Genomic DNA, 24,030 nt, shown 5'->3' with positions numbered 1-24,030 from the left:
GGGAATGTCGGATAGTCCAAAAACACTCTTGCTCGTCGATGGATCGAGCTATCTGTATCGCGCGTATCACGCGCTGCCGGATCTGCGAAATGGCGAGGGGCTGCCCACAGGGGCAATCTACGGCATGATCAACATGCTGCGCAAGCTGCGCAATGATTACCCGGCAGAGTATAGCGCCTGCGTGTTCGACGCCAAGGGCAAGACCTTCCGCGACGACATGTACCCCGCGTACAAGGAGCATCGTCCATCGATGCCCGAGGACCTCGCGCGCCAGATCGAACCGATTCACGAAGCGGTGCGCGCACTGGGCTGGCCGATCGTGGTCGTGGAAGGTGTGGAAGCGGACGACGTGATCGGCACGCTCGCGCGCCAGGCCACTGCGCAGGGCGTGCGCACGGTGGTCTCCACCGGCGACAAGGACCTCGCGCAACTGGTCGACGATCACGTCACGCTCGTCAACACGATGAGTGGCGAGGTGCTCGATCCCCCGGGCGTGGTCGCGAAGTTCGGCGTGCCACCCGAGCGCATCGTCGACTATCTGTCGCTGATCGGCGATGCCGTGGACAACGTGCCCGGCGTGCCGAAGGTCGGCCCCAAGACCGCGGTGAAATGGCTGAGCGCTTACGGCACGCTCGACGCCATCATGGCCAGCGCCCCGGAGATCAAGGGCGTGGTGGGCGAGAACCTGCGCAACACGCTGGAATGGCTGCCCAAGGCACGCGAACTCGTGACCGTGAAGATCGACTGCGATCTGAGCGACGCCGTGGCGGACTTCCACGCATTGCGCGAGCTCGGCGAGAACAAGGACCAGCTGGCCGCGTTCTTCGCGAAGTACGGCTTCAAGTCATGGCTGCGTGATCTGACCGGCGAGAGCCTGCCGAACCTTGCCAATGCGGCACGCAATGGCAAAGGTGTCGCGCAGAAGGGCATCGCCGCCGCGCAGGGTGGACTGTTCGATCAGCCGGAGGCCGCGGACGTCGGCGAGGCGTTGCCCGCGGCGGACCTGCCGCCGGCCGAAGTCAGCTACGAAACCGTGACCACCGAAGCCGCGCTCGACGCCTGGCTTGCGCGCATCATCGACGCGCCGCTGGTGGCGATCGATACCGAGACCACGTCGCTCGACCCGATGCTCGCGCAGCTGGTCGGCATCTCGTTGTCGGTCGAGCCGGGCTCCGCGTGCTATATCCCGGTCGCGCATCGTGGCCCCGATGTCGCGGGCGTCGAGAATTTCGGCCAGTTGTCGCTGGACTACGTGCTCGAGCGCCTGCGCCCGTGGCTGGAAGATGCTTCGCGGCCCAAGCTTGGCCAGCATCTGAAGTACGACGCGCATGTGTTCGCGAACCACGGCGTGGCGCTGCGCGGTATCGAGCAGGACACCATGCTCGAGAGCTATGTGCTGGCGTCGCATCGCAATCACGGCATGGATAGCCTCGCCGAGAAACTGCTCAACGTGAAGACCATCACGTACGAGGAAGTCTGCGGCAAGGGTGCGAGCCAGATCGGTTTCGATCAGATCGACCTGCAGCGCGCGACGCAGTACGCGGCCGAAGATGCCGACGTGACGCTGCGCCTGCATCGGAACATGCATCCGAAGATCGAAGCCGCGAGCGGGCTGCGCTACGTCTACGAGAAGATCGAGATGCCGGTCTCGGTGGTGCTGCAGAAGATCGAGCGCAACGGCGTGCTGATCGATGCGGAACGGCTTGGCGCGCAGAGCGCGGAACTGGGCCAACGCCTGATGGAGATCGAGCAGGCCGCATATGCCACCGCTGGGCAGCCGTTCAATCTCGGTTCGCCGAAGCAGATCGGCGAGATCCTGTTCAACCAGATGAAGCTGCCGGTGGTCAAGAAGACCGCGAGCGGGGCGCCGTCGACGGACGAAGAGGTGCTGCAGAAGCTGGCCGAGGACTATCCGCTGCCGAAGATCCTGCTCGACTATCGCGGCCTCTCGAAGCTCAAGTCCACGTACACGGACAAGCTGCCGAAGATGGTCAACCCGAACACCGGGCGCGTGCATACGAGCTATGGCCAGGCCACGGCCGTGACGGGTCGTCTGGCGTCGACCGAGCCGAATCTGCAGAACATTCCGGTGCGCACCGAGGAAGGCCGTCGTATCCGCGAGGCATTTATCGCGCCGCCGGGCAGCGTGATCGTGTCGGCCGACTATTCGCAGATCGAACTGCGCATCATGGCCCATATCTCGGGCGACGAGAACCTGCTGCGCGCGTTTGCCAACGGCGAGGATATTCACCGCGCGACCGCCGGGGAAATCTTCAACGTGGAGCGGGAGGCGGTGTCGAGCGAGCAGCGTCGCTATGCCAAGGTGATCAACTTCGGGCTGATCTACGGCATGAGCGCGTTCGGGCTTGCGAGCAACCTCGGCATCGAGCGCGAGGCGGCCAAGCATTACATCGATCGCTACTTCATGCGCTATCCGGGTGTCGCCCAATACATGGAAGAGACCCGCCAGACCGCGCGCGAGCAGGGCTATGTGGAAACCGTGTTCGGCCGGCGCCTGTGGCTGCCCGATATCAACGGCGGCAACGGCCCGCGCCGTCAGGGCGCCGAGCGCGCGGCGATCAATGCGCCGATGCAAGGCACCGCGGCGGACCTGATCAAGCTGTCGATGATCGCGGTGCAGGACTGGCTCGAGAGCGAGAAGCTTGGCACGCGCCAGATCATGCAGGTGCACGATGAACTGGTGCTGGAAGTCCCGCAGGAGGAGTTCGATCTGGTGAAGGTGAAACTGCCCGAGCTCATGTGCACCGTGGCGGAATTGCGTGTGCCGCTGGTCGCCGAGGTCGGTCACGGCGCCAACTGGGAAGAAGCGCACTGAAGTGTGCAAGCGAATGCAGAGGAATACCCGCATTCGCTTCATGGTCTGTACCCGTACCGTGCCCCCGGGCACTGTGCACCGCCCGCATCGCGCGCGCGGTCTAGTATGGAACACATCGATTGGCAGGCTTGCCCGGTTTGTTGCAATGCAGCAGACTGGGGGCAACGAGCCTTGCGCCACCCCGCGCGGCCAACAGCGTTTCCATAAAGATAACGGGTAGACCCATGACCAGTGAGAGAGAAGGAGCGGTACGGCAGGTCCATCGCATCATCGTCGTAGGAGGAGGGGCAGGCGGGCTCGAGCTTGTCACCAAACTCGGTGACAAGCTGGGCAAGTCGGGCGCGGTGCAAGTCGTGCTCGTCGACCGTTCGCCGACGCATATCTGGAAGCCGCTGCTGCATGAGGTGGCAGCCGGCAGCATGGATCCGAATACCCACTTGCTCGAGTATGTCGCGCAGGCGCGCTGGCACAACTTCGAGTTTCAGCAGGGCGAACTGACTGGCGTCGATCGCGCGCGCAAGACCATCGCGGTGGCGGCATGCGTCGATCAGGACGGCGAGGAATTGCTGCCCGCGCGCGAACTCCCATACGACACGCTGGTGCTGGCGATCGGCTGCGTCACGCATTTCTTCGGTGTGCCCGGTGCCGCCGAGAACGCCATCGCGCTCGATACGGTCGAGCAGGCCGAACGCTTTCGCCGCCGCCTGATCAAGGCTTGCGTGCGCGCGCAGAACGGCCGCGGTCGTGTTGGCGAGGACGGTCGTCCGCGCGTCGATATCGCAATCATTGGCGCGGGCGCCACCGGCGTGGAGCTGTCGGCCGAGCTGCGCAATACCGCGCATGTGCTCAATGCCTATGGCCTGCATCAGCTCGATCCGCGTCGCGACATCCATATCAGCGTGATCGAGGCCGGTCCGCGTATTCTGCCGGCGCTGTCGGAGCGCGTGTCCGCCGAAACCACCAAGCTGCTGCACAAGCTCGAGGTTGGCGTACTGACCAACGAGCGTGTGACCGAGGTCACGCCGGACGCGGTGCTGACCGCGGCCGGCAAGCGCATCGATGCCGATCTGACGGTGTGGGCGGCCGGCATTACGGCACCCGCGGTGCTCAAGACGCTGGACCTGCCGGTCAGCCGCATGGGCCAGATCGTGGTGGGCGCGACGCTGCAGAGCGAGACCGATCCCGACATCTTTGCGTTCGGCGATTGCGCCAGCTGCCCGTGGCCCGAGCAGCAGACCTCGGTGCCACCACGCGCGCAAGCAGCGCACCAGCAGGCCACGTTCCTGTACGACGCGATTCGCGCGCGTCTCGATGGCCGGCCGCTGCCGAAATTCCAGTTCAAGGATTTTGGCTCGCTGGTGTCGCTCGGCCACTTCAGCGCGGTCGGCAGCCTGATGGGCGGCCTGATCGGTGGCTCGATGTTTATCGAAGGCCTGATGGCGCGCGTCATGTACACGTCGCTGTATCGCATGCACGTACTCGCGCTGCATGGCGCGGTGCGCATGGGATTGGACACCGTAACCCACTGGCTACGCAGCAAGACCAACCCGCGCGTGAAGCTGCACTGATTAGCGTGTGCACGGGGCGGCATGTTTTCCCCTAGAATCAGCGGCGCTGCCACTGACTTCCCGGAGAGACCATGTTCAAACCTGAAGTAGAAAGCCTCGTGCCCGGCCAGGCGTTCGACCGCCGCGCGTTCGTCAAGACCGCGCTTGGCTCGGCATTCGCCGCCGCCGTGCTGCCCGTATCCGCGCAAACCATCAAGACCGACTTCACTGGCCTGACCGCCGGTGAAGTCACCGTGCCCTCGTCCGGCTTCAACATGCCGGTCTATCGCGCACAGCCCGAAGGCAAGACCAATCTGCCGGTCATTCTCGTGATCAGCGAGATCTTCGGCGTGCACGAGCACATCGCCGATATCTGCCGCCGCTTTGCCAAGCTCGGCTACCTCGCGGTGGCGCCCGAGCTGTTCGCGCGCCAGGGCGACCCAGCCAGCTTCGGCACGATCCAGGAGCTGCAGGCCAACATCATCTCCAAGGTGCCCGACGCACAGGTGCTCGGGGACCTCGACGCTTTGGTCGATTGGGCCGGCAAGAACGGCGGCGATCTCAACCGGCTCGGCATCACGGGCTTCTGCTGGGGTGGCCGCATCACGTGGCTCTATACCGCGCACAGCAAGCGCATCAAGGCGGGCGTGGCGTGGTACGGCGCGCTCGTAGGCGAGCCCACGCCGCTCAAGCCGCGCAACCCTGTGGATATCGTCAACGACTTGCACGCCCCGGTGCTCGGCCTGTACGGCGGCAAGGACACCGGCATCACGCAGGAACACGTGGCGCGCATGAAAGCCGCGTTGGCGGAGGCGTCCAACCCGAACGCCAAAGCCTCGAAGTTCGTGGTGTATCCCGAGGCGGGGCACGCATTCAATGCCGACTACCGTGCGAGCTATGTCGAGGCGGCCGCCAAGGACGGCTGGCAGCGCGCGCTGGCCTGGTTCAAGGAACACAAGGTCGCTTGAGGATTGCAATTCGCGCAGACCGACGTACAATGCGGTCTTTGCGTTTTTGCAACCGTGTTGCGTTACTTGATTTGCATCAATGACAGCGGCACGGTCCCGGAGAGCTCATCATCGATTCCACGCTGTTGTATATCCTGCTTGCCGCGCTGATCTCGGGCGTGGGCAGCATCTTCGGAGCGGCGCTGCTGTCGTTGACGGTGGCGTCGCGCGTGGTCGATCGCATGGTGAGCTTCTCGGTCGGCGTGCTGCTGGCCACCGCGCTGCTGCATTCGCTGCCGGAGGCTTTCGAGTCGGGTGCCGATACGCGCGCGCTGTTCGGTACGCTGCTGGCAGGTCTGCTCGGCTTCTTCCTGCTGGAGAAGCTCTCGCTGCTGCGCCACTCGCATCATCACGAGGGTGACGGGCATCACCACCATCACGGACACGATCGCGAGGAGGCCGGCCGCAGCGGCATGACGATCCTCGTGGGCGACACGTTCCACAACTTTGCCGATGGCATCGTGATCGCGGCGGCGTTCCTTGCCGATCCGCATATCGGCATCGTGACCGCGCTGGCCATCGCCGCGCACGAGATTCCGCAGGAAGTGGGCGACTTCATCGTGCTGCTCAACGCGGGCTTCTCCAAGACGCGCGCGTTCGCGTTCAACCTGCTGTCGAGTCTCGCGGCGGTGATCGGCGGGGTGGTTGGCTACTTCCTGCTCGACCAGTTGCAGGCGTGGATTCCGTATGTGCTGGTCATCGCGTCGAGCAGCTTCGTCTATATCGCTGTCAGCGACCTGATGCCGCAGATGCAACGCCGCCCGCGCTGGCGCGAGTCGGCGATCCAGGTGCTGCTGGTCGCCGCGGGCATCGCGGCCATCGTGTTCATCACCAACGGCGTGCACGAAAGCCACCAGCACCACGCCCCCGCGGCGGTGGCTCGCTGAGCCTCTACGTTAATCCGCGGCCCCGGTAGCCACCGGCCGCTGCGGATTCGCGCTCCACTCGCTCCACGATCCCGGATACAGTGCCGCGCCAGTCAGCCCCGCTACCTCGAGGGCCAGCAGATTGTGGCACGCGGTCACGCCCGAGCCGCACTGCATCACGGTCTCGGCGGGCGGGGTGCCCGCGAACAGCCGACCGAACTCCTGACGCAGCGTATCGGCCGACTTGAAATGGCCGTCGGGTCGCAGGTTGTCCTTGAAGAAGCGATTGATGGCGCCGGGAATATGGCCGCCTACCGGGTCGAGCGTTTCGTTCTCGCCGCGGAAGCGGTCCGGCGCGCGCGCATCGACGACCAGACGCGTTGGCGCGGTGAGGTTCTCGACCAGCGTGCCGGCATCCACGGTCGGCACCAGCGTCGATCGTTGCGCCAGGTTGCCCTGGGTTTCCGGATCGGCGGTGGTGCCGCTTTCGAGCGGAAAACCGGCCGCGATCCACGCGGGTTTGCCGCCATCCAGCACGGCACTGGCCTCGTGGCCGATCCAGCGCAGCAACCACCAGAGCCGCGAGGCGTACATCGCGCCCTGCGCGTCATAAGCCACCACCAGCGTATTGTCGTTGACCCCCAGCGCGCGCAGACGCGCGGTCAGCAGCGCCGCATCGGGCAGCGGATGGCGGCCGTTGAAGCCGGTCTTCGGACCGGACAACTCATTGTCGAGGTGGAGATAGTAGGCCCCGGGCAGATGGCCCAGGTGGTACGCCGCACGACCCGCGGCGGGGTCGGCGAGGTCGAACGAACAGTCGATGACGACAATGTCCTGTGCGCCCGGGGTGCCCGTTTTGGCGCGCAGCGTGTCAAGTTCGATAGCGGAGATCAGCGGTGTCGGCATGGATGGACCTGTCGGGAAGAGCTTCCCGTGATGCTACACCCGCTACACCTCCGGATGAACCTCCGCCTCGGCCGACTTGACCGGCGTCGCGGGCGTTGGCTGTGCATCCGTGCTTTCGCCCGCGCGCATCAGCGTGGTGGCGATGCCGCTCGCGATGATCAGCCCCATGCCGAGCCACGACACCCAGTTCAGTCGATCGGACCAGATCATCATGCCCCACAGGCTCGAGAAGATGATGCCCGCGTACTGCAGGTTGGCCGTCAGCAGCGTGTTGCCGCGCTTGTACGCACGCGTCATCGAGGTTTGTCCCAGCGTGGCCAGAATGCCGATGGCCAGCAGCAGACCCGCGCCGTGCCACGTATGGTGGCTGGTGCCCGCAATCAGCATCCATACCAGACCGACCACCAGGCCGACCGCCGAAAAATAGAACACGATGCGGCCTTCCGGCTCACCGAGCTGGCCCAGCTGCCGCACTTCCACATAGGCCAGAGCCGTGAACACGCCCGAGATCAGGCCGATCAGCCCGCCCGTGAGCTGGTCCTTGCCGACCGATGGCTGCAGCAGGCACAGCACGCCCGCGAACGACAGCAGGATCGCGCCAATCAGCTTGCGGTCCGCGCTGCCACCGGTGCCCGCGAGCGCCGCACCGGCACCGAGGATCAACGCGATCCACACGGGCGACATGTAGTTCAGCGTCATCGCGGTGGCGAGCGGCAGGTAGGTGATGGAGGTGAACCAGAGGAGCAGCGCGGTCACGCCGAAGACGCTGCGCTTGATATGCATCGTCATCTGCGGCGTACGGATCGGAATGCCCTGCGCCGACAGCAGTGCCCACATGATGAGCACGCCGATCAGGCTGCGGTAGAACACGATCTCGCCGGTCGTATAGAACTCGGATGCCAGCTTGACGCCCACCCCCATTAACGAGAACGCGAAGGCGGCGAACAACATCCAGAGCGATTGCATGACGATGAGAGGCAGGTGAGGGCGGGGCAGCGCGTGATTGTAACAGCGCATGCCCCGGCACCAGCCGGTGTATTCGGCCGGTGTACTCAGCCGGTGTATTCAGCCGGTGTATTGCATCGCGCGCCGATACCACTCGTGGAAGTGCTGCATGCCGTCTTCCATCGGCGATTGATACGGGCCCGTCTCGCTCACGCCGCGCTTCATCAGCGCCGCGCGACCAGCGTCCATGCGCTCGGCGATCTCGTCATCCTCGATGCACGTTTCCATGTACGCGGCGCGTTCCGCCTCGACGAACTCGCGCTCGAACAGCACGATTTCCTCGGGGTAGTAGAACTCCACGACGTTACGCGTCTTGCGCGGACCCAGCGGGTGCAGCGTCGAGATGGCGAGCACGTTCGGGTACCACTCGACCATGATGTTCGGGTAGTACGTCAGCCAGATCGCGCCGTGCTTGGGCAGCTTGCCGTTGTTGAACCGCAACACCTCGTCGTGCCACTTCTGGTACGTCATGCTGCCCGGCCGCTTGAGCCCGGCGTGCAGGCCAACGGTCTGGACGCTATGCCATTCGCCGAACTCCCACTTGAGGTCGTCGCACGAGACAAAGCTGCCGAGACCCGGATGGAACGGCACGACGTGATAGTCCTCGAGGTAGACCTCGATGAACGTCTTCCAGTTGTAGTCGCACTCATGGACCTCGACGTGGTCGAGCATGTAGCCGTCGAAGTTCAGGTCTTCGGCCACCCCCATGCGCGCGAGGTCGGCGCGGACATCGCGTTCGCCGTCGAACAGCAGGCCATTCCAGTTCTGGAGCGGCGAGCGGTTGAGGTGCACGCAGGGCTGCTCCGCGAAGTGCGGGGCGCCCAGCAGCTCGCCCTTGAGGTCATACGTCCAGCGGTGCAGCGGGCAGACGATGTTCTTCGTGTTGCCGCGCCCGTTGAGCATGATGGCCTGGCGATGGCGGCACACGTTGGACAGCAGCTCCACACCGCCCGTGTTGCGCACGAGCATGCGGCCTTCGTCTTCGGCGCGCAGCGTGTGAAAGTCACCGACCTCCGGAACCATCAGCGTGTGGCCGACGTACCCCGGGCCCTTCCTGAACAGCAGATCCAGTTCTTGTTGATGCAGCGCCTCGTCGAAATACACATCCACGGGCAACTGCGAATCAGCCGGCGCCAGCTTGAGCGCGGTGCTGAGATTGGACATTATCCCCACTCCCTATAACAGGCGAAAGCAGTGAACAACCCAACCATCGAAATTTCAAAAATCGATTTGGGAAACGGGTCAAAACAGATGCAACCAGGGTCAGACGCCACGCCGCGGTGTGCGGTTCCCGAGCATTTTTGACGCTCGCGCACGAGGTGCCGGGGTGGCCTGACGAACCCGGGATTGTACCCAAGCCCAAAAATTAAGGGACTGATTTTTCTGCCTTTTTAGCGAAAAAGTCGCCTCGGGTCGTCATTTAGTGCCCTTTGAAGCGCATTCCCCAAAAGACGACCCGAGCGCACAAGTCACTTCCATCAAGGCATCTGCTGTTGTCGTCACATGAGTGTGCGTGACCCAGCGAATATCGGCTGGTTTGGCGTAGAATCCCCGCTTCCCCTGATCAAGGCCCCCTCATGCCAAGAACGACGACCGCTCCGGTCCAGACTGAAGAGACCACTCCCGCCTCGTACGAAGCCGCCATGGCCGAGCTCGAGACGCTGGTCGCCAGTATGGAATCCGGTGAGCTGCCGCTGGAGGCGTCCCTCACGGCGTATCGCCGGGGCGCCGAGCTGGTGCGGTACTGCCAGCAGCAGCTGGAGCGCGTCGAAGCGCAGGTGCGTGTACTGGAGGGCGAGGCGCTCAAGCCTCTCGCCACCGACACGCGCGGCGACAACAACGGCAACGGGGCAGACTTCGAATGACCGATTTTGCAAGCTGGATGCGGGCGCAGGGCGCCCGGACCGAGGCTGCGCTCGACGCGGCGCTGCCCACCACGGACACAATTCCACACACCTTGCATGAAGCCATGCGCTATGCTGTCCTCGGCGGCGGCAAGCGTGTGCGCCCACTGCTGGTCCATGCGGCCGGCGAGGTGACCGGAGCCGCGCCGGAGGCTTGCGATGCCGCGGCCTGCGCGGTGGAGATGATCCACGCGTACTCGCTGGTCCACGACGACATGCCATGCATGGACGACGACGACCTGCGCCGGGGCCGTCCGACGGTCCACAAGGCCTATGATGACGCGACCGCGCTGCTGGTGGGCGACGCTCTGCAGACGCAGGCGTTCCTGGTACTGACGCGGGCGCAGATGCTGGGCGCGGAAGCGCGCATGACATTGGTGGCCGAACTGGCGATTGCATCAGGCTCGGTCGGCATGGCCGGCGGCCAGGCGATCGACCTGCAGAACGTGGGTCTGGCGATGTCGCGCGACGCGCTGGAAGGCATGCACCGGATGAAGACCGGCGCCCTGCTGCGCGCAAGTGTGCGCATGGGAGCGTTGTGCGGAAACATCGATACGGCCGGTCTGACCGCGCTGGACCGCTATGCGGCGGCAACAGGTTTGGCGTTCCAGGTAGTTGACGATATCCTCGACGTTACCGCGGACACCGCGACGCTGGGCAAGACCGCTGGCAAGGATGCCGCAAACGACAAGCCGACCTATGTGTCGCTGATGGGACTGGACGCCGCACGCGAGCTGGCGGAACAGCTGCGCACCACCGCCCACGAGGCGCTGGAAGGCTTCGGCCCGCGCGCCGGGCGGCTGGCCGCACTGGCCGACCTGATCGTGCTGCGCCAGAACTAAGGCTCAACAACTGAAGAACAACAAGCCGGACGCGAAGAATCCGGCGGCCCGAACGGACATCATGACCTACGCACTGCTCAACAAGATTGACGACCCCGCAGACCTGCGGAAGCTGGACCGACGCCAACTGGACACGCTGGCCGAAGAACTCCGCGCCTACGTGCTCGAATCGGTATCTCAGACCGGCGGTCACCTGTCGTCAAACCTCGGCACGGTGGAACTGACCATCGCGCTGCATTACGTGTTCCAGACGCCGTCTGATCGCGTGGTGTGGGACGTGGGCCACCAGAGCTATCCGCACAAGATCCTGACGGGCCGCCGCGAGCGCATGCATTCGCTGCGCCAGTGGGGCGGCATCTCGGGTTTCCCGCGCCGCTCGGAAAGCGAGTACGACACCTTCGGTACCGCGCACTCGTCCACCTCGATCTCCGCCGCGCTCGGCATGGCGATGGGCGCGCGCACGAAGGGCGAAGCGCGCGTCGCGATTGCCGTGATCGGCGATGGCGCGATGACCGCCGGCATGGCCTTCGAGGCCATGAACAACGCGGGCGTGTACAAGGATGTGCCGCTGGTGGTCGTGCTCAACGACAACGACATGTCGATCTCCCCGCCGGTCGGCGCGCTGAACCGCCATCTGGCACGGCTGATGAGCGGCCAGTTCTACGCGGCCACCAAGAAGGGTATCGAGAAGGTACTGTCGGTAGCGCCGCCGGTGCTCGAGTTCGCCAAGCGCCTCGAGGAACATGCCAAGGGTATGGTGGTACCGGCCACGCTGTTCGAGGAATTCGGCTTCGACTACATCGGCCCGATCGATGGTCACGACCTCGAGTCGCTGGTGCCGACCATGCAGAATATCCGTCAACGCGCGCTCGAGGGCCATGGCCCGCAGTTCCTGCACGTGGTGACCAAGAAGGGCCAGGGCTACAAGCTCGCCGAGGCCGATCCGATCCTGTACCACGGCCCGGGCAAGTTCAACCCGGCCGAGGGCATTCGTCCGTCGGGCAAGCCGTCGCGCAAGACGTACACGCAGGTGTTCGGCGAATGGCTGTGCGACACGGCTGCCGCCGACAAGCGCCTGATCGGCGTGACCCCCGCCATGCGCGAGGGCTCGGGCATGGTCGAATTCGAGAAGCGCTTCCCGGATCGTTACTACGACGTCGGCATCGCCGAGCAGCACGCGGTGACGTTTGCCGGTGGTCTTGCCTGCGAGGGCCTGAAGCCCGTGGTCGCGATCTATTCGACGTTCCTGCAGCGCGGCTATGACCAGCTGATCCACGACGTGGCACTGCAGAACCTGCCCGTGGTGTTCGCGCTGGATCGTTCCGGTCTGGTGGGCGCCGATGGTGCCACGCACGCGGGCGTGTACGACATTCCGTTCCTGCGCTGCGTGCCGAACATGATGGTGATGACGCCGTCCGACGAGAACGAGTGCCGTCAGTTGCTGACCACCGCTTATCAGCAGGATGTGCCGACCGCGGTGCGCTATCCGCGTGGCGCGGGCATTGGTGCGGCAACCGCGGCCGAGCTGACGGCGCTGCCAGTGGGCAAGGGTATCGTCCGCCGCGAAGGCAATGCGCGCGCTGGTCAGCGCGTGGCGTTCCTCGGCTTTGGTTCGATGGTGCATCCCGCGCTCGGCGCGGCCGAGGCGCTCGACGCGACCGTGGCCGACATGCGCTTCGTCAAGCCGCTCGATGTGGAGCTCGTCAAGTCGCTCGCCGCGAACCACGACTTCCTCGTCACGGTGGAAGAGGGCGCGACGATGGGCGGTGCGGGCAGCGCGGTACTCGAGGCGCTGGCCGAGGCTGGCATCGAGATGCCGGTACTGGTGCTGGGCCTGCCCGACAAGTTCATCGATCACGGCGATCCCGCGTTCCTGCTGTCGCAGTGTGGCCTGGATGCGACCGGCATCGAGCGTTCGGTGCGTGAGCGCTTCTCGATCGGTCAGTCCTCGTCGATCAAGGTGGCCACCCGCGTCGCCTGACGATTGCCTGCCGGCGGGAGACCGCTGGCGCGCCAGGATCGCGCGCATCCATCGCGCGCATTGATCGCGTAATACCCTGCGAGCCCGCACACATCGTGCGGGCTTTTCTTTTGCGGCGGCAGAACTTGTCGATCTCTCGTAGAATTCCGACTTCACTTTTTGTGTTCGCAGCTACGGACCCACCCCCGGTCCGTGGTTTCACACTCGTTGCGCGGCGTCGTTGGACTGCGAAAACGCCGCGACCGTAAAGGAAACCCAAATGAATGACATCAATCCCGCTTTCGTCATGCCCGACGTCCAGTCGAGCGTCGACACCCGCCAGATCCCGATCGAGCGCGTGGGCGTGCGTGGCGTCCGTTATCCGCTTTCGGTGAAGACGCCGACCGGCGTCGTGGCCACGGTGGGCACGTTCGACCTTGACGTCCGTCTGCCGGCCGACCAGAAGGGCACGCATATGTCGCGCTTCGTGGCGCTGCTCGAGGACGAGCAGGAGCCGCTGGACCTGGTGGCCTTCCGCGCGATGATGGACCGCATGCTTGCGCGTCTGGAAGCCGACGCCGGGCGCATCTCGGTGCGCTTCCCGTACTTCATCTCGAAGATCGCGCCGGTGTCGGGCGTGGCATCGTTGATGGATTACGAGGTGACGCTGACCGCCGAGGCGCGCGACGGCCAGACGCGCGTGTTCCTGACCGCGCTGGTGCCGGTGACGAGCCTGTGCCCGTGCTCGAAGAAGATCTCGCAGTACGGCGCGCACAACCAGCGCTCGCACATCACGATGAAGGTGGAACTGGCGCAGGAACTGCCGGTGGAAGCGCTCGTGCGCATGGCCGAAGAAGAAGCGTCATGCGAGCTGTGGGGCCTGCTCAAGCGGCCGGACGAGAAGTTCGTGACCGAGCGCGCTTACGAAAACCCGAAGTTCGTGGAAGACCTGGTGCGCGATATCGCGATGCGTCTCAATGCGGACGATCGCATCGTAGCGTTCGTGCTCGAGGCCGAGAACTTCGAATCGATCCACAACCACAGCGCCTACGCGCTGATCGAACGCGACAAGCGCGTCAGCTGATCGGGCCGATCAGGCTGGCAGCCTGATATCGCTGAGATCCCAGCGCGGGGTCACGCCGTAGTCGTAGTCCAGGCGGCCGAGCTGCGGCGCGGCTGCCAGGCGCATCGCACCCGCAAACGCGATCATCGCGCCGTTGTCGGTGCAGAACGCCAGATCGGGGTAGTACACCTGAGCGCGCCGCGCCTTGGCCATCTGGTCGAGTCGCGCGCGCAACTGGCGATTCGCGCCCACGCCGCCCGCCACCACCAGCCGCTTATGGCCCGTCTGCTTGAGCGCGGCCATCGACTTGGCGGCCAGCACATCGACAATCGCGTCGACAAACGCGCGCGCCAGATTCGCGCGATCCTGCTCGCAGGTATTGGCAAGCTTGCGCGTCTGCGTGAGCACTGCGGTCTTGAGTCCCGCGAACGAGAAATCGAGCGTGCCCGAATGCAGCATCGGCCGTGGCAACTCAAACGCGCCGGGCAGGCCGAACTCGGCCAGTCGCGACACTTCGGGTCCGCCGGGATAGCCGAGACCGAGCAGCTTGGCGGTCTTGTCGAAGGCCTCGCCGGCGGCGTCATCGAGCGTTTCACCGAGCAGCGTGTAGTCACCCACGCCCTTCACCTCCATCAACTGCGTATGCCCACCGGACACCAACAGCGCGACGAATGGAAACGGCGGTGGCGAATCGGTCAGCAGCGGCGACAGCAAATGGCCTTCGAGGTGATGCACGCCCACCATCGGCACGCCCAGCGCAAAGCCGAGCGCATTGGCGACCGAAGCGCCGACCAGCAACGCGCCGGCCAGACCAGGCCCCTGCGTGAATGCGATGGCATCGATATCCGCGCGCGTGCGGCCCGCATCGTCCAGCACCTGCTGCAATAGCGGCAGCACGCGTCGGATATGGTCGCGCGAGGCAAGCTCCGGCACCACACCGCCGTACTCGCGATGCATCGCAATCTGGGAATGCAACGCATGCGCAAGCAGCCCGGCCTCGGTGTCATAGAGAGCGAGGCCGGTTTCATCACAGGAGGATTCGATGCCGAGAACGAGCATGGGAACAATGACGGTGAAAACGCGCCGCGCCGGCTGGATACGGCGCCAAATCTGGGCAACCGAGCCGGTGCGACTGGATAAATCGGGAAGGCCAGCAGGGTAGCACAGCAGCGATGGGCATGCTGCGTCGGTCCGGTGGGCGCGTCCGACGCTACAATCTGCGCTTTCTCGCGCCGGCCACCTTGGCTGGCGACAGCATGACAGGGTGGCGATGACTTCAGGGGTAACGGATCGGTTCGATGTGGCGGTGCTTGGCGCGGGCGCGGCCGGCATGATGTGTGCCGCGGTGGCCGGGCAGCGCGGCGCGCGCGTGGTGCTGATCGATCACGCCACGCGCATCGCCGAGAAGATCCGCATTTCCGGCGGTGGTCGCTGCAATTTCACGAACCTGCAGGCAGGGCCGGCCAACTACCTGTCATCGAACCCCCATTTCAGCCGTTCGGCGCTGGCACGCTACACGCCGCAGGACTTCCTGGCGTTGATGCGCCGCTATGACATCGACTGGCATGAAAAGCATCGCGGGCAACTGTTCTGCAACGAGAGCGCCGAGGATGTGATCGGCATGCTGCGCGCCGAGTGCGATGCCGGTGGCGTGCACTGGCGCACCGGCTGCGGCGTCGAGGAAGTTCGCCGCGAAGGCGACGATTACCTGCTGATGACGACGCAGGGCGTGGTGCGCGCGGGCGCGCTGGTGGTGGCAACGGGTGGTCTATCGATTCCGAAGATCGGCGCGACCGACTTCGGCTACCGCATCGCGCGGCAATTCGGCCTCAAGATCGTCGAAACCCGCCCGGCGCTGGTACCGTTGACGTTCGACGGCCAGGCATGGCAACCATTCGTGCCACTGGCCGGGGTCTCGATGGAAGTCGATATCGCCACCGGCAGCGGCAAGACGGCGGGGGCGTTCAAGGAAGACCTGCTGTGGACGCACCGTGGGCTGTCCGGTCCGGCGGTGCTGCAGATCTCGAGCTTCTGGCGCCCCGGCACGCCGATCGATATCGATCTGTTCGACGGAGAAGACGCCGCCGGCTGGTTGATCGACCACAAACGCGGCAGCCGCAAGCATCTCGCCAACCTGCTCGCCGAACGCCTGCCGGCGCGGCTGGCGGAGGCCTGGTGTGCCGCCGCGGGCCTGCCCGGTGGCCAGTCGATCGCGGATCTGCCCGACAAGGCGCTGCGGCAGCTCGGCACGGCGCTCAACCGCTGGCAGTTGGTCCCCTCCGGTACCGAAGGCTACCGCAAGGCCGAGGTAACGATTGGTGGTGTAGATACCAAGGCACTTTCTTCCGCGACCATGATGGCGCGCGACGTCCCTGGGCTCTACTTTATCGGCGAGGTGGTGGACGTCACTGGCTGGCTCGGTGGCTACAACTTCCAGTGGGCGTGGGCCTCCGCCGTCGCCGCTGGAGAGGCGGTATCTGAGGCGACTGTTGCGTCGCTGGCACGCCACTAGCCGGCTACCGCCATGCGCGTGCAGCGTCACAGGCCTTGCGCTACAATCGGCGCTTCGTAAAATCTGCCGGCTGCCCTGTCGGACCCCGCCGGCCGTCCAGTTACCGAGTTATCGTCGATTACTGTTTCTTTTCTGGCCAAATGACTACCATTCGCCTCAAGGAAAACGAGCCGTTCGAAGTCGCCATGCGCCGCTTCAAGCGGACCATCGAGAAGACGGGCCTGATTACCGAGCTACGGGCGCGGGAGTTTTACGAGAAGCCCACCGCCGAACGCAAACGCAAGAAAGCGGCTGCCGAAAAGCGGCATTACAAGCACATTCGCAGCCAGATGCTGCCGAAAAAGCTATACTGACTGCGCGTTTCGCGTCAGCATCGAGGACCCGCTGAGAGCTAGGCTCCGGCGGGTTTTTGCATTTTTTCCGGAATTCTGCCATGTCTCTCAAAGCACAGATCAATGATGATATGAAGGCCGCGATGCGCGCCCGCGAGACGGATCGTCTCGGCACGATCCGCCTGCTGATGGCCGCCATCAAGCAGCGCGAGGTCGATGAGCGCATCGAACTTGACGACGCCAACGTAACGGCCGTGATCGAGAAGCTGATCAAGCAGCGCAGGGATTCGATCTCCCAGTTCGAGCAGGCCGGTCGTCAAGACCTGGCGGACAAGGAGAAGGCCGAGGTCATCGTTCTGCAGGTCTATATGCCCGCAGCACTGTCGGAGGCCGAAGTGGCTGGCGAAGTGCAGAAGGCGGTGACGGAGACCGGCGCGGCCGGTCCGCAGGATATGGGCAAGGTGATGGGCGTGCTCAAGGGCCGCCTCGCTGGCCGCGCTGATATGACCGTGGTCTCGGGTCTCGTGAAGTCCGCGCTCGCTCCAAAATAAAGGCCGAGCGACAGCGGCTCAACGATGCAACGTTCGCGTCGGCGCTTCAAGGCGCAATAGTCAGCATGCTTATCGTTTTTGCGGGGGCGATAAGCGAAGTTATGGTCAGAAGCTGAGATTGTCAGGCATTGCGTTGTGCGTGCACTACAATCGTTTGCATGAATGAAACACGTGTCCGGGTGAGGCCCGCTCACGTGTATCAGCTATGCCTATTCCAATAAGCGGCCGCCGGGCCTCCCGGCCGGCCTAGCCATCAGGACGGTCAGTCGGGTGATTCCGCAATCCTTTATTCAGGACCTGCTCAACCGTGTCGACATTGTCGATGTGGTGGGCAAGTACGTGCAGCTGAAGAAGGGCGGCGCCAACTTCATGGGTCTGTGCCCATTTCATAACGAGAAGTCCCCGTCCTTCACGGTGTCGCCGACCAAGCAGTTTTATCACTGCTTCGGCTGCAGCGCACATGGCTCCGCCATCGGCTTTCTGATGGAGTATTCGGGCCAGTCCTATCCCGACGCCGTGCGCGAACTGGCGCAGTCGGTAGGCCTGAGCGTACCCGAAGAGCGCGATCGGCTACCGCCCGCGCAGCGCGCGGCCGAGCAGGCGCGTTCGGTGGCGCTCTCCGACGCGATGACGCGTGCCACCGACTTCTATAAGAAGCAGTTGCGCGGCGCGCAGACTGCTGTGCAATACCTCAAGGGGCGCGGGCTGACCGGCGAGATCGCGGCGCATTTCGGTCTGGGCTATGCCCCCGACGACTGGCAGGGGCTGGAAGCCGTGTTCGGCAGTTTCCGTGACGATGCCATCGCGGCGCCGCTGGTCGAGTCAGGATTGCTGATCGAGAGCGCCGACAAGCGCGATGCGGATGGCAAGCCGCGCCGCTACGACCGCTTTCGCGACCGCATCATGTTCCCGATTCGCAATACCAAGGGCGCGGTGATCGGCTTTGGCGGGCGCGTGATTGGTCAAGGTGAGCCAAAGTACCTGAACTCCCCCGAAACACCGCTCTTTAGCAAAGGAACGGAGCTCTACGGTCTGTTTGAGGCGCGTCACGCGATTCGGGAAGCCGGCTACGTGTTGGTGGTCGAAGGCTACATGGATGTGGTCGCGCTGGCGCAGCTCGGATTTGCCAACGCGGTGGCGACGTTGGGCACTGCCTGCACCACGGTGCACGTGCAGAAGCTGCTGCGGCAGACCGACGCGGTGGTGTTCTCGTTCGACGGCGATGCCGCGGGCCGGCGTGCCGCTCGGCGCGCGTTGGAGGCATGCCTGCCGCATGTGGCGGATAACAAGACCATTCGCTTCCTGTTCCTGCCCGCCGAGCATGATCCGGATAGCTACGTGCGCGAGCAGGGCACCGACGCGTTTGCCGCGCAGGTGCGCGATGCGATGCCGCTGTCGCGTTTCCTGTTGCAGGTGGCCACCGAAGAACAGGATCTACGGCAGCCCGAGGGCCGCGCCCGCGCGCAGTTCGAGGCCAAGCCAATGTTGCAGGCCATGCCGGCGGGCGGCCTGCGGCTACAGATCGTGCGCGAACTTGCCGATGCTACGGGCACGACACCTGCGGAGATCGAGGCGGTTTGCGGCCTGGGCAGCGACGCGTCGCGTGTGGGGCGCTACGCCGCCCCGCGTCCGCGCGCGCGCCGCCAGGCGCCAACGGCGCTGGAGCAGCGTGTGGTGCAGTTGCTGATGACCTACCCGTCACTCGCGGCACGGCTCGATGCGGATTCGCGCGCGTTGCTGCTCGATAGCGAGCGGCCCGAGTCGGAAGTCCTTGCGCACCTCGTGGGGGCCTGCGAGGCCATCGAGGGGCAGGCCAACTTCGCCGCGTTCAGCGAACAGCTCGCGCAGTCGCCCTACGCCGAGGTGTACGCGGCCGCGCGGGCGGCGGTGCTGCGGGAAGACATCGAAGAGGATCTGGCGACACTGGAATTCGACGGTGCCGTCCACAAGTTATTGGCAGAGCCATTGCGGCGCGAGCTCGAGGCGTTGCAGACCGCCGTGATCGCCGGCACTGCAAGCGAGTCGGACAAGACGCGCCTGCGCTGGCTGGTCAGTGAAGTGCAGCAAAGGCGACAGGTTGGCTATAGGGCGCCGCAGGAGGGTGATTGAGGTGGCAGGAACGTGGCAAGAGCGGCCAGCGATGGCCATTCGACGGGCCCTTGACAAGGTTTGTTGAGCTTAAGCCTTGATTTTTCAGGTGAAAACCATATCTGACAGGAAGCCGGGGAGTAGCGACGTGCTACAATGCCCGGTTTGGATTGCGAAATCTCTCTCCAGTTCTGGCGAAAGTGAGCGTGCCAATGGCAAAGGCCAAAGCAACCGATGAGACCCTGAGCACGGGTGGTACCACTGGTACCGCCGCACGCAAGGGGTCCAGCAAAGCTCCCCAAATCGGGAGCGGCAAGGCGTCCGTGAAAGCAACGGCGGCGAAGACATCGACCGCGACAGTCAGGACGACACAGGCCCGGTCTGCGCCATCGAAGTCCGTGCGTGGTGCTTCCGCACCCGCCGACACCACTTCCGCCGGAGCTCGCACATCCGAAATTATCAAGCCCTCGACTTCGGCACGCGAGAGCGGCAGCGCCAATACTAGCGGCCTCACCGCCGCTGCATCAGTGAAAGGCAAGAGTATCACCGTGGCGAAACAGCAGAATACCGAAGTCGAGAGCAAGCGTGCGGCCAGCGCCAGCACGCGGACGGGCAGCGCCTCAGGCGCGGCCGCCGCGGCGCCCCAGGCTCGTGCCGTGACACCCGCACCCGCTGCATCGGAGCGCCCTGCGACGCCGGCCATCAAGCCGGAGCCGAAGAAGCGTGGCCGGAAACCAAAGGCCGCCGAAGCGCAGCAAGACGACAGCACTATTGAAGACGTGACCGAAGAGCTTGAAAACGACACGCCCGCAGCAACGACTACAGCTGCACCCAGGACAGAAAAGCAGAAAGCCAAGGACCGCAAGGCCAAGGAAAAGGCACTGCTGAAGGAGTTCGCCTCGACCCAGCAGGGTACCGAGGAGGAACTCGAGCTTCGTCGCCAGAAACTGAAGGCGCTGATCAAGCTGGGCAAGTCGCGCGGCTACCTGACCTACGCGGAAATCAACGATCACCTGCCGGACGACATGGTCGATTCGGAGACGATCGACACGCTGGTCGCGACGCTGAACGACATCGGTATCGCCGTCTACGAACAGGCGCCGGATGCCGAGACGCTCCTGCTCAACGACAACGCACCGTCCGCCACGAGCGAGGAAGAAGCCGAGGAAGAAGCAGAAGCCGCGCTCTCGACGGTGGACTCCGAATTCGGCCGTACCACTGACCCGGTCCGCATGTACATGCGCGAGATGGGGACCGTGGAACTGCTGACGCGCGAGGGTGAGATCGAGATCGCCAAGCGGATCGAAGCGGGCCTCAAGGACATGGTCATGGCCATTTCCGCGTGCCCGGTCACGATCTCGGAGATCCTGGCCTACGCCGACCGCGTGCGCAATGACGAGATCAAGATCGACGAATTCGTCGACGGCCTGATCGACCCGAACGCCGAGGAAGTCCAGGAGTCGGCCGCGGCCGCCCAGGCAGCTGCCGAGGAAGAGGAGATCGAGGCTGACGAGGAAGCCGACGGCGAAGAGGACGAGGAAGACGACGCCGCCAATGCGGGCGCCGCCTCCGCGCGCCAGCTCGAAGAACTCAAGGTGGCCGCGCTGGAGAAATTCCACACGATCGCTGACCAGTTCGACAAGATGCGTCGTGCGTTCGAGAAGGAAGGCTACAAGTCCAAGCCGTACGTGAAGGCGCAGGAAGCGATCCAGCAGGAACTGATGGGTATCCGCTTTACCGCGCGTAACGTCGAGCGTCTGTGCGACACGCTGCGTGGTCAGGTGGACGAGGTCCGCAAGCTCGAGCGCGCGATTCTGAACATCGTGGTCGACAAGTGCGGCATGTCGCGTTCGGAGTTCGTGCAGCGCTTCCCCGGCAACGAGACGAATCTGGACTGGATCCAGACCATCGTGGCCGACAACAAGGGCTACAGCCAGATCGTCGAGCGCAACGTGCCGGCCGTGCACGAACTGCAGCAGAAGCTGATCGACCTGCAGGCCCGCGTGGTGCTGCCGCTGAAGGAACTGAAGGACGTCAACCGCAAGATGTCGGAAGGCGAGAAGCGCGCGCGTGAAGCGAAGCGCGAGATGACCGAGGCCAACCTGCGTCTCGTGATCTCGATCGCCAAGAAGTACACGAACCGCGGTCTGCAATTCCTTGACCTGATTCAGGAAGGCAACATCGGCCTGATGAAGGCGGTGGACAAGTTCGAATATCGTCGCGGCTACAAGTTCTCCACGTACGCCACGTGGTGGATTCGTCAGGCCATCACGCGTTCGATCGCCGATCAGGCGCGCACCATCCGTATTCCGGTGCACATGATCGAAACGATCAACAAGATGAATCGCATCTCGCGTCAGATCCTGCAGGAAACCGGCAACGAGCCGGATCCGGCAACGCTGGCCGAGAAGATGGAGATGCCGGAAGACAAGATCCGCAAGATCATGAAGATCGCGAAGGAACCGATCTCCATGGAAACGCCGATCGGTGACGACGACGACTCCCATCTGGGCGACTTTATCGAGGACACCAACACGCTGGCCCCGGCCGAGGCGGCGCTGCATGGCTCCATGCGCGATGTCGTGAAGGACGTGCTGGACTCGCTGACACCGCGCGAAGCCAAGGTGCTGCGCATGCGCTTCGGTATCGAAATGAGCACCGATCACACGCTGGAAGAAGTCGGCAAGCAGTTCGACGTCACGCGTGAACGGATCCGCCAGATCGAAGCCAAGGCACTGCGCAAGCTGCGCCACCCGAGCCGCTCGGACAAGCTGAAGAGCTTCCTGGAAGGCAACTAAGCCCTTTCAAGGGCCTCTAGCTCATGCCTGGTTAGAGCAGCGGACTCATAATCCGTTGGTGCCGTGTTCGACTCACGGGAGGCCCACCAACTTACGGCGGTACCAAGAAGGGGCTGCGAGTGAACACTCGCAGCCCCTTTTTTTCGTCTATCGAACGATGGGTTTGCCAGCGGGTTTTGTCGCGTGGCTTTCGTTGTCGTTCTGCTGGACCCAGTAGCCCAGCGCCATGAACACGCTGCCGCCGATCAGGTTGCCCAGCGTGACGAAGATTTCGTTGTGGATGGCGCCTGCCAGCGTGATGTTTTCGGGGTGGGGGCCCAGCAGCGCGAGCGAGAACACGAACATGTTGGCGACGCTGTGTTCGAAGCCGCCGGCCACGAATGCGAAGATGGGCCAGAAGATCATCGCGAGCTTGGTGCTTTCGCTCGAGGTTCTTGCCACCATCCAGACCGCGAGGCAGACCAGCCAGTTGCACAGGATGCCTTTGGCGAGCAGCTCCAGCGGTGGGGCGCTCATCTTTGCGTGCGCGACCTTGAAGAACAGGTCGGCGCCGTCGGTGAGCATCACGCCGCCGCCGGATGCGTGGATGAGTGCTGCGAGTAGCGCGGCGCCGAGGAGGTTGCCGATCCAACTCATCGACCACACGAGCAGGGTGTCGCGGAGGTCGGTCTGGCCGCGTAGTTGAGCGAGCGGCATCACCATGGCGGTGGAAGTGAATAGCTCCGAGCCCGCGAAGATGACGATCGTCAGTGCCAACGAGAACACCGCCCCCTGGATCAGTCGCGCGTAACCCGGATCGACGTGCGAGGACACCGAGAACATGACGATGTCGCCAAAGCCGATATAGGCGCCGGCCATCATGGCACCGATGAGAAAAGCGAACGGTGCCTGCCTTGCCGTGGACGCTTTGTGCGCGCCCATATCGGCGAGCTTCTGGATGGTTTCTTGATACATGGGGGCGGTGACTTCCTGCAACGGCAACATGCGCTGCGTGCGAATCATCTTAGTCCCGTCGCTACGGGAAAACCCTTAAAACATAGACCGGGCCAACTGTACCCTTCGCGATGACCCCTTGTTGTACCCATCCGCGGTTGCGAAGCTGAAAAAAGTTTTTCTTTGCGCCGCTGCATCCGAATGGCGCGCTCGTGTGTAGAGCTAATGCAACCGCCATGGTTGCGACAGGAAAACTACTTCGAGGGAGCTTCGTCATGAATCGAATGCTGTTGCTTTCCGTCCTGGGCACCGCGGCACTGGCCGCATGTTCGACGAACAAGCCCATGACCAGTGCCGCCATGCAGCCCAGCACGGTGGCCGAACCGGTTCGCGTGCCGGCTGGCCATAACATGGTCATGCAGACGGTAGGCGCGGGGACGTTGTTGTACGAGTGCAAGCTCAAGGCGAACACGACCGACGTGCATGAATGGACGTTTGTCGGACCGACGGCGACGCTGATGGATCGCAGCGGCAAGACTGTCGGCAAATACTATGGCCCACCGGCCACCTGGGAATCCCTCGATGGGTCGAAAGTCACTGCCACGCAAGTCGCCGTTTCACCGGCGGGCGCGGGCAATATTCCGCATCAGCTCGTCAAGGCCAATCCCGCGATGGGCAGCGGCAGCATGACCGGCGTCACCTATATCCAGCGCTTGGCGACCAAGGGCGGCGCCGCGCCCGGTACGCCGTGCTCGGGCACCAATGCCGGCGCGAAGCAGACCGTGGAGTATCAGGCCGACTACCTGTTCTGGAAGGCGGCCGCTTCCTGACGTCGCGCGCATTTCAAACGCGTGTTGGCGCGATATGATCATCGGCAGAT

General features: G+C 64.1%; 19 protein-coding genes and 1 tRNA gene. 15 read left to right on the top strand and 5 right to left on the bottom strand.

Annotated features, from left to right (window positions below; genetic code table 11):
* Positions 1-4 precede the first annotated feature (4 nt).
* From polA to LDO41_RS08130, 4 genes are all read left to right on the top strand, one after another.
* On the top strand, positions 5-2,836 hold the full coding sequence (gene polA / locus LDO41_RS08145) for a DNA polymerase I (RefSeq protein ID WP_223984577.1): 2,832 nt from the start codon (positions 5-7) through the stop codon (positions 2,834-2,836).
* A gap of 224 nt (positions 2,837-3,060) precedes the next feature.
* Entirely contained in the window at positions 3,061-4,404 is a 1,344-nt protein-coding gene (locus LDO41_RS08140) for an NAD(P)/FAD-dependent oxidoreductase (protein WP_223984574.1), read from the top strand.
* A 71-nt stretch (positions 4,405-4,475) separates the two neighbouring features.
* A complete protein-coding gene (locus tag LDO41_RS08135) occupies positions 4,476-5,351 on the top strand; it encodes a dienelactone hydrolase family protein (protein WP_223984571.1) in 876 nt (291 codons plus the stop codon).
* 125 nt (positions 5,352-5,476) lie between these two features.
* On the top strand, positions 5,477-6,277 hold the full coding sequence (locus LDO41_RS08130) for a ZIP family metal transporter (protein ID WP_223984567.1): 801 nt from the start codon (positions 5,477-5,479) through the stop codon (positions 6,275-6,277).
* A gap of 9 nt (positions 6,278-6,286) precedes the next feature.
* Here the strand turns inward: LDO41_RS08130 and LDO41_RS08125 are convergent, their stop codons facing one another.
* The 3 genes from LDO41_RS08125 to LDO41_RS08115 form a co-directional block, all read right to left on the bottom strand.
* Positions 6,287-7,162 carry a sulfurtransferase gene (locus LDO41_RS08125; RefSeq protein ID WP_223984564.1) on the bottom strand — a complete coding sequence of 292 codons (876 nt, stop codon included), beginning with the start codon at positions 7,160-7,162 and terminating at the stop codon, positions 6,287-6,289.
* Between the two features lie 42 nt (positions 7,163-7,204).
* Positions 7,205-8,128 (bottom strand): DMT family transporter, encoded by a 924-nt coding sequence (locus LDO41_RS08120; protein WP_223984561.1) that lies wholly within the window; start codon positions 8,126-8,128, stop codon positions 7,205-7,207.
* A gap of 99 nt (positions 8,129-8,227) precedes the next feature.
* Positions 8,228-9,331 carry an aromatic ring-hydroxylating oxygenase subunit alpha gene (locus LDO41_RS08115; RefSeq protein WP_223984558.1) on the bottom strand — a complete coding sequence of 368 codons (1,104 nt, stop codon included), beginning with the start codon at positions 9,329-9,331 and terminating at the stop codon, positions 8,228-8,230.
* Positions 9,332-9,744: 413 nt separating this feature from the next.
* Between LDO41_RS08115 and LDO41_RS08110 the strand changes: the two genes are divergently transcribed.
* The 4 genes from LDO41_RS08110 to folE2 all read left to right on the top strand — a co-directional run bounded on the left by LDO41_RS08110 (position 9,745) and on the right by folE2 (position 13,957).
* Positions 9,745-10,032 carry an exodeoxyribonuclease VII small subunit gene (locus LDO41_RS08110; RefSeq protein ID WP_223984555.1) on the top strand — a complete coding sequence of 96 codons (288 nt, stop codon included), beginning with the start codon at positions 9,745-9,747 and terminating at the stop codon, positions 10,030-10,032.
* Positions 10,029-10,913: a polyprenyl synthetase family protein gene (locus tag LDO41_RS08105; RefSeq protein ID WP_223984552.1), complete on the top strand. Its 885-nt coding sequence runs from the start codon at positions 10,029-10,031 to the stop codon at positions 10,911-10,913. The genes LDO41_RS08110 and LDO41_RS08105 overlap by 4 nt, the downstream gene beginning before the upstream one ends.
* Positions 10,914-10,974: 61 nt before the next feature.
* Positions 10,975-12,894 carry a 1-deoxy-D-xylulose-5-phosphate synthase gene (gene dxs, locus LDO41_RS08100; protein ID WP_223984551.1) on the top strand — a complete coding sequence of 640 codons (1,920 nt, stop codon included), beginning with the start codon at positions 10,975-10,977 and terminating at the stop codon, positions 12,892-12,894.
* A gap of 259 nt (positions 12,895-13,153) precedes the next feature.
* The gene (gene folE2 / locus LDO41_RS08095) at positions 13,154-13,957 is read left to right on the top strand and encodes a GTP cyclohydrolase FolE2 (RefSeq protein WP_223984547.1); all 804 of its coding nucleotides are present in this window, start codon (positions 13,154-13,156) and stop codon (positions 13,955-13,957) included.
* Between the two features lie 9 nt (positions 13,958-13,966).
* Here folE2 and tsaD read toward each other — a convergent pair whose 3' ends face one another.
* Positions 13,967-14,995 carry a tRNA (adenosine(37)-N6)-threonylcarbamoyltransferase complex transferase subunit TsaD gene (gene tsaD, locus LDO41_RS08090; protein WP_223984544.1) on the bottom strand — a complete coding sequence of 343 codons (1,029 nt, stop codon included), beginning with the start codon at positions 14,993-14,995 and terminating at the stop codon, positions 13,967-13,969.
* A 211-nt stretch (positions 14,996-15,206) separates the two neighbouring features.
* Between tsaD and LDO41_RS08085 the strand changes: the two genes are divergently transcribed.
* The 6 genes from LDO41_RS08085 (at position 15,207) to LDO41_RS08060 (ending at position 22,306) form a co-directional block, all read left to right on the top strand.
* Positions 15,207-16,448 carry a BaiN/RdsA family NAD(P)/FAD-dependent oxidoreductase gene (locus LDO41_RS08085; RefSeq protein ID WP_223984541.1) on the top strand — a complete coding sequence of 414 codons (1,242 nt, stop codon included), beginning with the start codon at positions 15,207-15,209 and terminating at the stop codon, positions 16,446-16,448.
* A 140-nt stretch (positions 16,449-16,588) separates the two neighbouring features.
* Positions 16,589-16,801, top strand: a complete 213-nt coding sequence (gene rpsU / locus LDO41_RS08080) for a 30S ribosomal protein S21 (RefSeq protein WP_223984539.1) — start codon at positions 16,589-16,591, stop codon at positions 16,799-16,801.
* A gap of 80 nt (positions 16,802-16,881) precedes the next feature.
* The gene (locus tag LDO41_RS08075; RefSeq protein ID WP_223984536.1) at positions 16,882-17,331 is read left to right on the top strand and encodes a GatB/YqeY domain-containing protein; all 450 of its coding nucleotides are present in this window, start codon (positions 16,882-16,884) and stop codon (positions 17,329-17,331) included.
* Positions 17,332-17,601: 270 nt separating this feature from the next.
* Positions 17,602-19,440: a DNA primase gene (gene dnaG / locus LDO41_RS08070; RefSeq protein ID WP_223984534.1), complete on the top strand. Its 1,839-nt coding sequence runs from the start codon at positions 17,602-17,604 to the stop codon at positions 19,438-19,440.
* 302 nt (positions 19,441-19,742) lie between these two features.
* The gene (gene rpoD / locus LDO41_RS08065) at positions 19,743-22,217 is read left to right on the top strand and encodes an RNA polymerase sigma factor RpoD (RefSeq protein ID WP_417291720.1); all 2,475 of its coding nucleotides are present in this window, start codon (positions 19,743-19,745) and stop codon (positions 22,215-22,217) included.
* 10 nt (positions 22,218-22,227) lie between these two features.
* Positions 22,228-22,306 (top strand) — tRNA-Ile (locus LDO41_RS08060).
* Between the two features lie 58 nt (positions 22,307-22,364).
* Here the strand turns inward: LDO41_RS08060 and LDO41_RS08055 are convergent.
* Complete coding sequence (locus tag LDO41_RS08055; protein ID WP_223984524.1) at positions 22,365-23,219, bottom strand: formate/nitrite transporter family protein; 855 nt, start codon at positions 23,217-23,219, stop codon at positions 22,365-22,367.
* Between the two features lie 206 nt (positions 23,220-23,425).
* Here LDO41_RS08055 and LDO41_RS08050 point away from each other — a divergent pair, with 206 nt between their 5' ends.
* Entirely contained in the window at positions 23,426-23,980 is a 555-nt protein-coding gene (locus tag LDO41_RS08050; protein ID WP_223984522.1) for a DUF3455 domain-containing protein, read from the top strand.
* The last annotated feature ends 50 nt before the right edge of the window (positions 23,981-24,030 follow it).

It is taken from the genome of Cupriavidus pampae (assembly GCF_914271485.1).
GTDB classification, from domain to species: domain Bacteria; phylum Pseudomonadota; class Gammaproteobacteria; order Burkholderiales; family Burkholderiaceae; genus Cupriavidus; species Cupriavidus pampae.
The sequence above is the reverse complement of the archived record's forward strand: the minus strand, read 5'-3'. Positions and strand labels throughout refer to the sequence as shown.

Coding starts and splice junctions, on each gene's coding strand:
- polA (WP_223984577.1), top strand. CDS start 5: ATGTCGGATAGTCCAAAAACACTCTTGCTCGTCGATGGATCGAGCTAT.
- LDO41_RS08140 (WP_223984574.1), top strand. CDS start 3,061: ATGACCAGTGAGAGAGAAGGAGCGGTACGGCAGGTCCATCGCATCATC.
- LDO41_RS08135 (WP_223984571.1), top strand. CDS start 4,476: ATGTTCAAACCTGAAGTAGAAAGCCTCGTGCCCGGCCAGGCGTTCGAC.
- LDO41_RS08125 (WP_223984564.1), bottom strand. CDS start 7,162: ATGCCGACACCGCTGATCTCCGCTATCGAACTTGACACGCTGCGCGCC.
- LDO41_RS08120 (WP_223984561.1), bottom strand. CDS start 8,128: ATGCAATCGCTCTGGATGTTGTTCGCCGCCTTCGCGTTCTCGTTAATG.
- LDO41_RS08115 (WP_223984558.1), bottom strand. CDS start 9,331: ATGTCCAATCTCAGCACCGCGCTCAAGCTGGCGCCGGCTGATTCGCAG.
- LDO41_RS08110 (WP_223984555.1), top strand. CDS start 9,745: ATGCCAAGAACGACGACCGCTCCGGTCCAGACTGAAGAGACCACTCCC.
- LDO41_RS08105 (WP_223984552.1), top strand. CDS start 10,029: ATGACCGATTTTGCAAGCTGGATGCGGGCGCAGGGCGCCCGGACCGAG.
- dxs (WP_223984551.1), top strand. CDS start 10,975: ATGACCTACGCACTGCTCAACAAGATTGACGACCCCGCAGACCTGCGG.
- folE2 (WP_223984547.1), top strand. CDS start 13,154: ATGAATGACATCAATCCCGCTTTCGTCATGCCCGACGTCCAGTCGAGC.
- tsaD (WP_223984544.1), bottom strand. CDS start 14,995: ATGCTCGTTCTCGGCATCGAATCCTCCTGTGATGAAACCGGCCTCGCT.
- LDO41_RS08085 (WP_223984541.1), top strand. CDS start 15,207: ATGACTTCAGGGGTAACGGATCGGTTCGATGTGGCGGTGCTTGGCGCG.
- rpsU (WP_223984539.1), top strand. CDS start 16,589: ATGACTACCATTCGCCTCAAGGAAAACGAGCCGTTCGAAGTCGCCATG.
- LDO41_RS08075 (WP_223984536.1), top strand. CDS start 16,882: ATGTCTCTCAAAGCACAGATCAATGATGATATGAAGGCCGCGATGCGC.
- LDO41_RS08055 (WP_223984524.1), bottom strand. CDS start 23,219: ATGATTCGCACGCAGCGCATGTTGCCGTTGCAGGAAGTCACCGCCCCC.
- LDO41_RS08050 (WP_223984522.1), top strand. CDS start 23,426: ATGAATCGAATGCTGTTGCTTTCCGTCCTGGGCACCGCGGCACTGGCC.